The sequence below is a fragment of the Nocardiopsis sp. TSRI0078 genome (assembly GCF_001905145.1).
In the GTDB taxonomy this organism is placed as follows: domain Bacteria; phylum Actinomycetota; class Actinomycetes; order Streptosporangiales; family Streptosporangiaceae; genus Nocardiopsis.
The window spans coordinates 73,156-86,405 of record NZ_LWLB01000012.1; the positions used below are offsets into that span (position 1 = coordinate 73,156).

Sequence of the window (13,250 nt, forward strand, 5' to 3'; positions counted from 1 at the left end):
CACCAGTCGGCTCTGCGCTGGGGCGTGGCATCGGCATGTTCGGCCTGCGCTGCCTCGCTCTGCGCGCTGGCCCCGTTTTTCGTCGCTCGTGTCGACACGGACCCTCGCAACCTTTCGTGTCACCGCTTCGAGCGGCTGGTTGGACCCCAGGGGCCGACCACTCCGACCGAAGAATCTTCGGGAAAGCCGGTATAGACCAAGGTCCACCGAACCGGGAGCGGTGGGGAATGTGGGGAGATGTGAAGACTGTCCGCCGGACTCGCCTGGGAGGAGAAGAGCCGCACACCCCAAGGTTTCCGTGTAGGTGCGCGTGCGGTGGATAGCGTACCAATGGGCGCGAAGGACTCGCTTCGGCGGTTTGACGGCGATCGGCAAGATCATCTTCGGCTGCCCAGTCCCATAATGCCCACAATGTCGGCATTATGACCAATCCACCAGGTCAGACATGGGGACCGAAACCCCAAGGGGTACCGAGGTAACTTTTTGGACACACCGCCAGCTTCCCCATCAACACCGCCCTGACATGACATCGTGACAAGACGTATACGCAGGTCCCGGGGAGGAAGCGGAAATGCGTCCCTCGTCATGCCCTGACTCGGACACGCTCGGTGACAATTCGGAGGCGAAGGGTTCCACGCGCGTGCGGACCCGGGGGGTCTTCCGTCACACCTTTTCGGTCAGTGCCGCGCTTCCGGTGGGGATCGCGGTGCTGCTGGCCCTCTCCACCGCCGCGCCCGGGGGCGCCGACGATTCCGGACCCGCCGGGGCGGCCGCGCAGGGTGACGTGCGGGTGGAGCTGGCCGTGCTGCGCGCGGGCATGGAGACCCTGCGCCAGGAGGCCTCCGCCAAGATCGAGCGCTACCAGGCCGAGCGGGAACGCCTGGAGGAGCTGACCGAGCGCAGGGAGGCCGCCGACGAACGGGCGCGCAGGGCCGACGAGCGCGGCGAGACGGCGCGCCTGGCCGCGGCCCGTCAGGCCGCCACCGCCTACATGGGCGGTGACCTGGGCATGGTGAACGCCTGGGCCGGCCCGGAGGGCCCCGCCGGGATGCTCGAACGCGGCGCCTACCTCTCCCTGCTGGGCGCGCACCGCGAGGCCGACGTGGACCGGGCCGAGGCCGCGCGCGTGGCCACGGACACCCTCGCCGGGATGGCCGAGACCGCCGAGCAGGAGCAGACCGAGGCGGTCGAGGCCGCGGCCGCGGCCCGGGAGGAGGCCGTGCAGGCGGTCGCCGACCAGGAGGCCGCGGTCGAGGAGCTGCTGGAGGAGCAGACCCGGCTGGAGGCCCGGCTCGCGAAGGTGCGCGACACCGGGGCCGAGGAGAAACGGCGCGAGGAGGCCCTCCTGGACGCGCGCTCCGCGGCGGGGGGAGCGAAAAGCGACAATGACCATCGGCACAATGCCGAAAAGAAGGAAAATGACGGGGAAACGTACTCCGCGGCGGGAAATACGGACCACGGGTGCACCGGGGGTGAGACGGCCGTCCACGCCAACGGGCGCATCCCCGAGTCGGTGCTGTGCCCCCTGCCCCAGCCCGGCGAGCGGCTGCGGGCCGACGCCGCCGAGGCCTTCATCGAACTCGACGGCGCCTACCGGCGGGCGTTCGGTCGGCCGATGTGCGTGGCCGACTCCTACCGGCCCTACCACGAGCAGGTGTACCTGTTCCAGAAGATGCTGCCCGGTATGGCCGCCACACCCGGGAGCAGCCGGCACGGGCTGGGCGTGGCCGTGGACCTGTGCGGCGGCGTGAACCGGCTGGGCACGCCCGAACACGAGTGGATGCTGGCCAACGCCCCCGGTCACGGCTGGGACAACCCCGCCTGGGCCCGCGGCGGCTTCGAGCCCTGGCACTGGGAGTTCACACCCGCGTAGGGGCGGTACGCGGCGGGCCGCCGGCACCGGCGTCCGCCGCCGGGAGCCACGCCCCCGCGGGGCGGCCGGTCCCGCTCAGACCTGGGAGCCGACCCGGACCTCGAAGGTTCCCAGCGCGTCGGCGTCCACGAACAGCTCGTCGTCGGCCTCCAGCGGCGGGGTGGCCACCGGCAGCAGCGCGCGCACGCCCGCGGAGCCGGACGCCAGCCACGCGTGGGCGGGGTCGACCAGTCCGCGGCCCAGCTCGCGGTCGTCCACCGAGGCGCTCATCCGCAGCGGCCTCCCCGGAACCTCGTCGGCGGTGACCAGCACCGGGCCCAGGCTCAGCTGCACCGGCCGCCCCGCCCGGTCCAGCCACAGGCAGGCGGGTGTGTAGGCGCTCGCGGGGTTCCCTCCCCCGGCGACGGCGGCCACGCCCACCCTGGCCGAGCGCGCGCCGGAGGGCACGGCGTCGTCCGCACCGCGCACCAGTTCGGGGGCGACCTCCCACACGTCCTCGCCCGCCCGCACGGCCACCGGGGCCGTCGGCACCACGGGGGCGCACATACGCGCCTCCGGTTCGACGATGATCTCGATCGGCGCGTCGACGGCGCGCCCGTGGGCCGCCTCCAGGGCGTCGCCGCCCGCCTCCAGCAGGTCGGCGAGGCGCTCGGAACCGGGACTGCCCAGTACGTCGCCGTCGTCCAGGGCCCCGAGGCGCTCGCCGCCGCCGCTCGGCGACAGATAGGTCACCCAGCGCATGTACGTCTCCTTGTCCACCGCGGGAGCGGCCTCGCTCAGTGGGCGGCGGTCGGGCTGTGCTCCTTGCCCGTCCCCGCGCAGCCGCGGCAGGGCTCGTCGATCCGGAGCCAGACGATCACCCCGCTGCCGTCCCGGTGCGGCCGCTCCGGCCGCCACCAGCCCGTTCCGGAGCAGAACCGGCAGTCGAGGCCGTCCTGCTCGCACCATCCGCACGAGGAAATCGCACACCGGACGTGTGTCGGTTCCCGCATCGGGTCCATGCGCTCCCACCGTCTCCCGCGAAATCGCGACCAGCCTCGCACAGCGGCCGCGTGCGCGTCCAGCGGGAAGCGGCGCGAACGGGCGGGTCAGAGCCCCTCCCCGGCCCTGCGCCCGGCCCGTTCAGCCGGACGCGCGCGCCACCAGGTGGGTGTCGAGCATGATCGTCTCGGTCTCCCTCCCACGCGGGATCGCCACGTCCACCAGGAGCCGCGCCATCTCCTGGCCCATCTGCACCGTGGGCTGGTGGATGGTGGTCAGCGGCGGGTCGCAGTGCTGGGCCATGACGGTGTCGTCGTGACCGACCAGGGCGATGTCCTCGGGGACGCGCAGGCCGCGGGAGCGCAGCACGCGCAGTCCTCCGATGGCCATCATGTCGGAGGCCACGAACACCCCGTCGGGCTCCGCCCCGCTGTCCAGCAGCCGCTCCATCGCCGCCGCTCCCCCGTCCACGCTGAAGTCGCCCTGGACGACGAGCCTGTCGTCCACCCCGATCCCGGCGGAGGACATGACCTCGCGGTAGCCGCGCAGCCGCTCCACGCCGGCGTTCATGTCCTGGGGTCCGGTGATGGTGGCCACCCGTCGGCATCCGCGTTCGAGGAGGTGCCGGGTGGCCGCCTTGGAGCCGCCGATGTTGTCGATGTCGACGCAGAAGGGCGCGGGCTGGTCGGGCGAGTGGGGGCGGCCGCCGTGCACGACGGGCACGCCGGACTCGGCCAGGCGGGCGGAGAGCGGGTTGTCGCGGTGCAGGGACACCAGCAGCGCCCCGTCCACGTGGAAGCCGCTGAGGTAGTCGCCCACGCGCTTGTGCTCGGACTCGGTGCGGGCCGTGGTGAGCATCAACTGCAGGTCGCGCTCGTGCAGGACCGAGCTCACACCGCGGATGATGTCGGCGAAGAAGGGGTCGGCGAACAGCCGGTCCCGGGGTTCGGAGACGACGAGCGCGACCGTGTCGGTGCGCCTGGTGACCAGGGTGCGCGCCGCTTGGTTCGGGCTGTAGCCGAGTTCGGCGATCGCGCTGTGCACGGCATCCCGGGTACGCGGGCTCACCTGGGCGGAACCGTTGATCACGCGCGAGACGGTTCCGCGTCCGACCCCGGCGCGCTGCGCCACCATCTCCAGCGTCGGACGCTTCCGACCGTCACCGATCTTGACCACTTTCGGGGCTCCCTCTGGGATCGTGTGCCGCGGCCCGGCGCCTCGCACCGGGCCGCGGCGTGTTCGGCGGGCGTTCTTGTCATACCCACCGGAAACGACTGTGTGGGGTGTCCCGTGAGACACCCCACCGTCGTCCGTGGTTCACCGGCTCTAGCGCTCGGGGAAACTCCCCGTCCTGGCCAGCTCGGCGTACCAGTGCCCGCTGTCCTTGACGGTCCGCTTCTGGGTCTCGTAGTCGACGTGCACGATCCCGAACCGGCGGGAGTATCCCCACGCCCACTCGAAATTATCCAGGAGCGACCAGGCGAAGTATCCGCGCAGGGGCACTCCGGCCTGGACGGCCTCCTTGGCGGCCCTCAGGTGGCCCTCGTAGTAGTCGACGCGGTCGGTGTCGTTGACCTCGCCGTCCTCGGTGACGGTGTCCTCGAAGGCGCACCCGTTCTCGGTGACGTAGAGGTCGATGCCGCCGCTCTCCCCGGCCAGGCGCAGGAGCACGTCGTACAGGCCGGTGGGGTCGATCTCCCAGCCCATGTGGGTGACGGGCAGGCCCTGGGAGACGTGCACCTCCTCGGGCTCGGCGCCGAGCCAGGCGCCGCCCTCGCCGCTGACCAGGGCCGGGTCCAGGCCCTTGGCGGAGGCGGCGACGAACTCGGGCGAGTAGTAGTTGACGCCCAGGAAGTCCAGGGGGGCGGAGATGATGTCCATGTCCCCGTCGACGAGGAAGGAGAAGTCGCTGACGTCGGCCAGGTCCTCCCTCACGTCCGCCGGGTAGCGGCCCTTGAGCAGGGGGTCGGTGAAGACGCGGTTGCGCACGCCGTCGGCGCGGCGGGCGGCGCGGGCGTCGGCGGCGCTGGGCCCGTGGGGGCGGATGACCGCCTGGTTGTGGGCCAGGCCGACCCGGGCCGGGTTCCCGGTGGAGCGGATCGCCTCGGCCGCCAGGCCGTGGCCGAGCAGCAGGTGGTGGGCTGCGGCCAGGGCCGCGGCCTCGTCCTTGTGGCCCGGCGCGTGGTGGCCGTTGTGGTAGCCGAGGAAGGCCGAGCACCAGGGCTCGTTGATGGTCATCCAGTTGCCGACGCGGTCGCCGAGGGCGTCGGCGACGACCTGGGCGTAGTCGCGGAAGCGGTAGGCGGTGTCGCGGTGGGGCCAGCCGCCCGCGTCCTCCAGCGCCTGGGGCAGATCCCAGTGGTAGAGGGTGGCCCAGGGCTGGATCCCGGCCTCCAGGAGGGCGTCCACCAGCCGGTCGTAGAAGTCGATCCCGGCCTGGTTCACCGCGCCCGCGCCCTCGGGGAGGATCCGCGGCCAGGCGATGGAGAAGCGGTAGGCGCCCAGGTTGAGGCGGCTCATGAGCGCGACGTCGTCGGCGTAGCGGTGGTAGTGGTCGTCGGCGGGGTCGCCGGTGTCTCCGCCCAGGATCTTGCCGGGGGTCTCGGCGAAGGTGTCCCAGATGCTGCGGCCTCGGCCGTCGGCGGTTGTGGCGCCTTCGATCTGGAACGAGGCGGTGGCCGCCCCCCAGAGGAAGCCCTCAGGGAAATCGTTGCGGTTGCTCACTGCTGGTGTACGCCTTCCATGACGAGGGGACATCGTTTTGGGAGCGCTCCCATAAAAGAAACAGAGAAGTACCTTGATGTCAATCAAAGCACCTGGCACCGCAACCCAACCGTTACGGGCCAAAAGCGGTGGTGGCGCCGGTGTCCTCGCTCCGGCCCCGCGCTCCGCGGCCCCGGTTCGCGGGCCGCCGCTCCCCGGCGTCCGCCGGGGCGTGTCCCCCTCGGACCTCTGCGAGGAGCCGGCCCGTACGGGTCGTCGTCAGGCGGCTGTCAGGCGCTGTTCGACCGGCTCCTCACCGAGGTCCCGTCCGTCGCTCCCTCTCCGTGCCGCCGGCCGGCCCGTGGAGGCGGGAGGGCCCCGCGGACCGGCCGGCGTCTCCGGTCAGCGCCGGGACAGCCTGCGCACCAGCAGGTCGCCCAGGCTCTGCGCGATCTGCACGATCGCGATGAGCAGGATGACGGTGGCCCACAGGTAGTGGTCGTTGAAGCGCTGGTACCCCTCGCGGATGGCCAGGTCGCCCAGGCCGCCGCCACCGATGGCGCCGGCCATCGCCGAGTAGGAGATGAGGGTGACCACGGTCATCACCAGCCCCGCGATGAGGCCGGGGAGCGCCTCGGGCAGCATGACCTTGCCCACGATGGTGGAGCGGCGGGTGCCCATGGCGTGCGCGGCCTCGATCACCCCGCGGTCCACCTCCCGCAGGGAGGTCTCCACCAGCCGGGCGAAGAACGGGATCGCGCCGATGCTCAGGGGCACGACCGCGGCCGTGGGTCCCAGGGTGGTGCCCACCAGGAGGCGGGTCAGGGACAGCACCGCCACCATCAGCACGATGAACGGCAGCGAGCGGCCGACGTTGACGATCCCGCTGAGCACGGTGCGCACGGCCGGGGCGGGGGTGAGCCCGCCCTTGTCGGTGGTCACCAGCAGCACGCCCAGCGGCAGGCCGGCGAGGACGCTGAAGACGGTCGCCCACAGCACCATGTAGACGGTGTCCAGGGTGCCCAGCCACAGGTCGGGCCACATGGAGGGCCACGCCCGGACGAAGGCCGCGACGGAGTCCCAGGCGCTCGCGCCCTCCGTCGCCGCGGCGAGGATGAGGGAGGGATCGGTGGTCACTTCGCGGCCTCCTCGACCAGCAGACCGTGGTCGGACAGGTAGGTCAGCGCCTGGTCCCGGCGCTCGCCCCGCAGGTCCACGCTCAGGCGGCCCACGGACTGCCCGGCGACCTCCTCCACACCGCCGCCGAGGATGTTGACGTCCACGTCGAAGCGGCGGGTGAGCTCGGACATGAGCGGCTCGTCGAAGGAGCGCGGGTAGGTGACGTAGACCGTCTCCGGTCCGCTGTGGGCGGGCAGCGGGAAGAGCGACCGCGCCAGCAGCGAGCCGGGGGTGCCGATGAGGTCCAGGACCCGTCCGGACTCGCGGAACCCGCCGGCCTCCATGATCGCCGCGGAGTCGCAGATCCGCTTGATCACGTTCATCTCGTGGGTGATCAGCAGGATGGTCAGGCCGAGCTCGTCGCGCAGGCGGCGCAGCAGGGTGAGGATGGACTCTGTGGTGTCGGGATCGAGGGCGGAGGTGGCCTCGTCGCTGAGCAGCACCTTGGGGCGCGAGGCCAGCGCGCGGGCGATGCCCACCCGCTGCTTCTGCCCTCCGGAGAGCTGGGAGGGGTAGGCGCGCGCCTTGTCGCCGAGCCCCACGAGTTCGAGGAGCTCGCCCACGCGCGCCCGGCGGCGGGCGCGGTCGACGCCGGAGACCTCCAGGGGAAAGCCCACGTTGCCCGCGACGGTGCGCGAGGACAGCAGGGCGAAGTGCTGGTGGACCATGCCGATGCCGCGGCGGGCCGCCCGCAGGCGAGCGCCCCGCAGCGCGGTGAGCTCCTCGCCCGCGACGCGGACCGTTCCCGCGTCGGGGCGTTCCAGGAGGTTGACCGAGCGCAGCAGGGTGCTCTTGCCCGCGCCGCTCTGGCCCACGACCCCGAAGATCTCGCCGGGCTCGACGTGCAGGTCGACCCCCCTCAGGGCCTCCACCCGGTGCTTCTTCAACCTGTAGGCCTTGTGCAGGCCCACTGCGTCAATCACGGTCTTCCCATCGACGTCTCAACGGTGGTGCCACGACACGGCCGCCTGGCGGCGGTCGGCGCCACACGGTGGTGTCCGCCCAGGTGGGCGTCGTGGGCGCTTGGTCGTATGCGGGATACCTCACGCTTTCAACACAACCATGAGCGCATGGGTCGGTTCGCCGGAATCGCACCCTGTGGCTAGGTTATGTGGGCCACACCAAGGCCCTCACCGCACGGTGGAATCGTCCCGTCTCTCCCGAATCCCCGTACGAGTGCCTACACTCATGACCATCCCGTTACCTCCCGCCCCCGCCCGCAGGCGCGCGAGAGGCCGGGGCCGCGGACGCACCGGTAGCCGCGGGCCCCGCCCGGGGAAGACGAGAAACAGTGCCCGCCCCGCCCCCGCCGTCCGCGGGAGGGCGCGAGCGGGTTCAAGGAGCGACCACACCGTGCAGTCCGACCACCAGAGCCGAGTGGACGATTTCGCCGACTTCTGGGCTCCCGATCCCACCGACCCCGCCTGGGTCGACCGGGCCGAGGCCATGGCCGCCGCCCTCCCCGCGCTCCTTCGTCCCGGCCGCGCGCGGGTGGCCGCCCTCGCGCTGGCCCTGTTCGGGGCCTTCCTGGCCCTTCCCCAGACAGCCGTCTCGGCGCTGCCGGCGGAGCCCGAGAGCATGAGCTCCCTCAAGGAGCGCGCCGAGGCCCTGGGCGAGGAGTACAACGGCGACCTGCGGGACATGGAGGGCGTCATCCAGGAGGCCGAGCTCGCCCAGGAGCGCGCCGAGGGCACCCGGGAGGACGTGGAGGCCGCGCGCGAACAGGTGCGGGCCCTGGCGGTGGCCACCTACACCAGCGGCGGGGTCGACCCGTCGATGTCGCTGTTCGTCGAGACCGAGCCCGACGAGGTCATCGACCGGGCGGTGGTGATCGACTACCTGTCCACCAGCAACCAGGACAAGATCGACCAGCTCGCCCAGGCGCTGAGCCGGGACGAGACCGCCCAGGAGGCCGCGGAGGAGCGGCTGGAACAGGCCGAGGAGGACCTCCAGGAGCTGGAGGACCGCCGCATGGAGGTGCAACGGCTGATCGCCGCCCACCCCGAACAGCCCATGGGCGGCCCGCTCAACATCACCCCGCGCACCGAGCAGATGCGGGCCCTGGTCATCGAGAAGTTCGGCGAGGGCAGGGACGTGGGCGGTGTGGGCTGCTACCGGGCGGTCGGCGGCTGGGTGGTCGGCGAGCATCCCAAGGGCCGGGCCTGCGACTTCATGCTGAACCCCAACGGGAACATGCCCTCACAGGAGCAGGTCGACCGGGGCTGGGCGATCGCGGAGTGGGCCAGGGAGAACGCCGAGGACCTGGAGATCATGTACGTCATCTACCGCCAGCAGATCTGGGACAGGCGCCGGGGCGACACGGACTGGCGTGCGATGGCCGACCGCGGCAGCGTCACCCAGAACCACTTCGACCACGTGCACATCTCGATGTGGTGACTCCGGGCGGTCGGCGACCCCCGGTACCCGCCGGGGCCCGTCGGCCGCCCGCGTCGGAGACTCCCCCGGCGGGGCGGCTGATCCGACGCCTGAGCGCGGTCAGGAGCACCGAACACCGGAAAGGGCTCCTTTACCCCGAACGAGGCGTGTGCGTCCACCGCACGGAATCACGATTGCGTCACGCGCACGAGAGCTCCTGCACAACCGACACAAAACAGTGACGATTCCCCCCTCCGACCCCGGTCCGACCTGCCCCCGGGCCCTTGGTCACAGCTAGGATGCACACGTTCCGGCCCGGTCCGAGGAACCCCTCGACCCCCTCCGGCCTCCAACAGAACTGGTGGCCGGCGTCCCGGTCTGCCGGAACCCTCCTCACGCACACGGGGAAAGCCCCGCCCCACGCCCCCGCTTTCGCCCGCGGCAGGGCCGCGCGGGAAGTCGTGAGAACCCATCGGCGCACACACGCGTCCCAGACAACACGGTCAGCACACACGGGCGAGGGGAGCCATGAGCGAAAACGGACCTTACAACCAGCCACCGCAGAACCCCTACGGTGGCGGGGACAACAGTGGGGGCCAGCCGCCCTTCGGTCAGCCCTACGGCGACCCCAACACGGGCGGACAGCCCGGCTACGGTGCCCCCGGGACCGGCGGCCAGCCCGGCTACGGCGCCCCCGCGGGCTTTCCCGGTGCACAGGAACAGCAGATGTACGCGGGCGGCCAGCCGCCCTACCCCGGCGGTCCGGGCGGTCCCGGCGGCCCCGGCGGCCCCGGCTACCCCCCGCAGCAGCCGCAGCAGCCGCAGCCCCAGGGCGGCGGCAGCAAGGCGGGCCTGTGGGTCGTGATCGGCGGCGGTGCCGTGATCATCGTCCTGGTGATCGCGGTCGTGGTCATGCTCGTCACCAACGGCGGCGGCAGCGACCAGGTCGCCCCGCAGCCCGACCCGGGCCCCTCCCAGGGGACCGAGGAGACCACCGCCGAGGGCGGAGGCGAGGAGGAGCCCGCGCCCGACACCGACGCGGCCCCCGCGGGCGAGCCGCCCTACTCCGTTCCGGCCGAGCCCTGCAACGCCTTCACCGACCAGGTGGTCTCCGACTTCCTGATCCCCGACGGCGGCGACAAGTCCGTCCACGACGAGAGCTCCACCTGCAGCACCCTGGACGCCGCGGTCCCCGAGGGCAACCCGGCCGAGGGCTACGCGGCCTTCGAGATCGTCTACGAGACCCCCTACTCCGCGTCCGACTCCGTCGAGGCCGCCACGAGCGACTTCAAGGCCAGCGTCCAGGAGGCCACCGGCGAGGACCCCTACCTCGACTACTACAAGGCCGAGGACGTGAAGGAGAGCAAGGAGGTGGACCTCGGCGACGAGGCCCACTACGTCCTCACGAAGTACGACTTCCTGGGCGACAAGGTCCCCCAGGCCGTGATGATGATCCGCAGCGCCAACCTCAACATCCGGATCGAGTACCAGCTGCACCCGCCCTTCGGCGAGGAGGACTCCTCGGAGGACCTGGTCATGCCCGACAACGTCGAGGAGATCATGCTCAACGCCGGCGCCGACGCGCTGGCCGTGGTCGGCACCTGACCGGTTCCCGGACGGCATGACGTGAGGAGAGGGGGCCGCGGCGTTCGCCGCGGCCCCCTCTCCCGTGCCGCCCCTCCGGTGGGGCGGCCCGGTGGCGGGGGCTCAGGCTCCGGGCAGGTCGGCGCGCACCCGGCGGGCCGCCTCCACCATGTTGCGCAGGGCCCGCTCCGCCTCGTCGTAGCCGCGCGTCTTGAGGCCGCAGTCCGGGTTGACCCACAGGTTCCCGGCGTCGATGTGCGCGACCGCCAGCCGCAGCGCCCCCTCGATCTCCTCCACCGAGGGCACCCTCGGCGAGTGGATGTCGTACACGCCCGGCCCGATCCCGCGCCTGTAGCCGCGTTCGCCGAGGTCGCGCACCAGCTCCATGCGCGAGCGTGCGGCCTCCACACTGGTGACGTCGGCGTCCAGGGCCTCGATCCCGTCGACGATCAGCCCGAACTCCGAGTAGCACATGTGCGTGTGGATGGTCGTGGACGGCGACACCCCGGAGGTGGCCAGGCGGAAGGAGCCCACCGCCCAGTCCAGGTACTCCGCGCGCCGCTCCTTTCGCAGCGGCAGCAGTTCGCGCAGGGCCGCCTCGTCCACCTGGATGTGGCGGATCCCGGCGCGCTCCAGGTCGGCGGCCTCGTCGCGCAGCGCGAGGCCCACCTGGCGGGCGGTCTCGCCCAGCGGCTGGTCCGTGCGCACGAACGACCAGGCGAGCATGGTCACCGGACCGGTCAGCATGCCCTTGACCGGCTTGTCGGTGCGCGACTGGGCGTAGGTGGTCCACTCGACCGTCATCGGCTCGGGGCGCGAGACGTCGCCGAACAGGATCGGCGGGCGCACGCACCGCGAACCGTAGGACTGCACCCAGCCCTTCGACGTGGTGGCGTAGCCCTCCAGCTGTTCGGCGAAGTACTGGACCATGTCGTTGCGCTCGGGCTCGCCGTGCACGAGCACGTCCAGGCCGATCTCCTCCTGGAGGGCGACGACCCGGTCGATCTCCGCACGCAGGAGCTGCTTGTAGCCTTCCTCGGCCAGCTCTCCCCGGCGGTGCGCGGCGCGGGCCCGGCGCAGCTCCGGGGTCTGCGGGAACGACCCGATCGTGGTCGTGGTGAGCGGGGTCCGCGTGGGCGCGCCGCGGTCCCGGGGCCGCTCGCGGGCCTCCGGGCCCAGCGCGTCCAGGCGTGCGCGCACGCGGGGGTCGGTGAAGGCCGGGGGCCGGACGCCGCCCTCTCCCGTGTACTCGGCCTCGGCCCCCTCGGAGAGCACACGGCCGAGCAGGGCCGCCTCCTCCGCCTTCTGCCTGGCGAAGGCCAGGGCCCCGCGCAGCTCGGGGGCCAGGGAGGTCTCGGCGTCCAGGTCCAGGGGCACGTGCAGCAGGGAGCACGAGGTGCTCACGGTGAGCTCGTCGGTGAGGGCGAGCAGGGTGCCGAGCGCGGCCACGGCGGACGGGACGTCGGTGCGCCAGACGTTGCGTCCCTCCACCACGCCCGCGACCAGGCGGGTGGAGCCCAGGCCGGAGACCTTCACCAGGTCGTCCACGCCCTCGTCGTCCGTGACCAGGTCCAGGCCCACGGCCTCGACCGGGGAGTCCTTGAGGACACGCAGGGCGGGCGCGCCGATGGAGCCGAAGTAGGTGGAGACCAGCAGGGAGGGGCGGTCGGAGAGGGAGCCCAGGCGCTGGTAGGCGCGCTCCAGTCGGCTGACGGCGGCGCGTCCCTCGTCGGTGGCCAGGATCGGCTCGTCCAGTTGGACCTCGGTGGCGCCGGCGGCCCTCAGCTCGCCGAGGAGCCGGGCGTAGGCGTCCAGGAGCTGGTCGAGCAGTTCGAGGGGCTCCCACCCCTCGGGTGCGTCGTCCGCGGCCTTGGCCAGCATCAGGAAGGTGAGCGGTCCGACCAGGACCGGACGGGTGTGGAAGCCCGCTTCGGCGGCCTCGCGGAACTCGGCGACAGGCTTGTCACCGACCAGGCGGGGGCGGGTGCTCGGCGAGAGCTCGGGGACCAGGTAGTGGTAGTTGGTGTCGAACCACTTGGTCATCTCCAGCGGCGGCGCGCCCTGCTCGCCGCGGGCGAGGGCGAAGTAGCGGCGCAGCTCCCCGTCCCGGTGCTCCGCGGCGGCGGGCGGGGAGAAGCGGGAGGGGACCAGGTCGAACAGGACCGCGGTGTCCAGGACGTGGTCGTAGTAGGAGAAGGTGTTGGACGGGATGTCGTCCACGCCGGCCTCGCGCAGCTGGGCGTAGACGCCCCGGCGCAGGTCGGCCGCGACCGCGTCCAGTTCCCGGGCGCTGGTCTCGCCCCTCCAGTAGGACTCGCTGGCGCGCTTGAGCTCCCGGTCGGGGCCGATGCGCGGGTAGCCGTGCACGGTGGAGCGCACGGAGGGCCGGGGCGCGCCCGGAGGGGCGAAGGCCCCCGAAGGCCTGGGTGTCTCGGGCATGAGCTTCTCTCCCTCGTCGAAAGCCGGGTACCGGCCGCGAGGCGAGGAGCGGGAACGCCGACGAACGCGCCGTGAGCGCGTACACCCGCCCCCAGCCCTCCCTCGGGGCACGGGA

10 protein-coding genes are annotated in these 13,250 nt (G+C 72.4%); 3 read left to right on the plus strand and 7 right to left on the minus strand.

Annotated elements, in window-relative coordinates; all coding sequences use genetic code 11:
- Positions 1-790: 790 nt before the first annotated feature.
- Positions 791-1,873 (plus strand): D-alanyl-D-alanine carboxypeptidase family protein, encoded by a 1,083-nt coding sequence (locus A6A08_RS10780; RefSeq protein ID WP_378699763.1) that lies wholly within the window; start codon positions 791-793, stop codon positions 1,871-1,873.
- Between the two features lie 75 nt (positions 1,874-1,948).
- Here the strand turns inward: A6A08_RS10780 and A6A08_RS10785 are convergent, their stop codons facing one another.
- The 6 genes from A6A08_RS10785 to A6A08_RS10810 form a co-directional block, all read right to left on the minus strand.
- Positions 1,949-2,614, minus strand: a complete 666-nt coding sequence (locus tag A6A08_RS10785) for a hypothetical protein (protein ID WP_073702421.1) — start codon at positions 2,612-2,614, stop codon at positions 1,949-1,951.
- Between the two features lie 35 nt (positions 2,615-2,649).
- A complete protein-coding gene (locus A6A08_RS28735) occupies positions 2,650-2,874 on the minus strand; it encodes a hypothetical protein (RefSeq protein ID WP_073702422.1) in 225 nt (74 codons plus the stop codon).
- 121 nt (positions 2,875-2,995) lie between these two features.
- The gene (locus tag A6A08_RS10795) at positions 2,996-4,030 is read right to left on the minus strand and encodes a LacI family DNA-binding transcriptional regulator (RefSeq protein ID WP_073702423.1); all 1,035 of its coding nucleotides are present in this window, start codon (positions 4,028-4,030) and stop codon (positions 2,996-2,998) included.
- Positions 4,031-4,180: 150 nt separating this feature from the next.
- Positions 4,181-5,578, minus strand: a complete 1,398-nt coding sequence (locus A6A08_RS10800; RefSeq protein WP_073702424.1) for a GH1 family beta-glucosidase — start codon at positions 5,576-5,578, stop codon at positions 4,181-4,183.
- 381 nt (positions 5,579-5,959) lie between these two features.
- Positions 5,960-6,694, minus strand: a complete 735-nt coding sequence (locus tag A6A08_RS10805; RefSeq protein WP_073702425.1) for a methionine ABC transporter permease — start codon at positions 6,692-6,694, stop codon at positions 5,960-5,962.
- Entirely contained in the window at positions 6,691-7,647 is a 957-nt protein-coding gene (locus tag A6A08_RS10810) for a methionine ABC transporter ATP-binding protein (RefSeq protein ID WP_073702426.1), read from the minus strand. The genes A6A08_RS10805 and A6A08_RS10810 overlap by 4 nt, the downstream gene beginning before the upstream one ends.
- 442 nt (positions 7,648-8,089) lie before the next feature.
- Here A6A08_RS10810 and A6A08_RS10815 point away from each other — a divergent pair, with 442 nt between their 5' ends.
- Together A6A08_RS10815 and A6A08_RS10820 are read left to right on the plus strand one after the other, a co-directional pair.
- The gene (locus tag A6A08_RS10815) at positions 8,090-9,133 is read left to right on the plus strand and encodes a hypothetical protein (RefSeq protein WP_073702427.1); all 1,044 of its coding nucleotides are present in this window, start codon (positions 8,090-8,092) and stop codon (positions 9,131-9,133) included.
- A gap of 507 nt (positions 9,134-9,640) precedes the next feature.
- A complete protein-coding gene (locus A6A08_RS10820; protein WP_073702428.1) occupies positions 9,641-10,717 on the plus strand; it encodes a hypothetical protein in 1,077 nt (358 codons plus the stop codon).
- Between the two features lie 102 nt (positions 10,718-10,819).
- On the opposite strand, the gene metE is transcribed toward A6A08_RS10820, so the two are convergent.
- A complete protein-coding gene (gene metE / locus A6A08_RS10825; RefSeq protein ID WP_073702429.1) occupies positions 10,820-13,135 on the minus strand; it encodes a 5-methyltetrahydropteroyltriglutamate--homocysteine S-methyltransferase in 2,316 nt (771 codons plus the stop codon).
- Between the last annotated feature and the right edge of the window lie 115 nt (positions 13,136-13,250).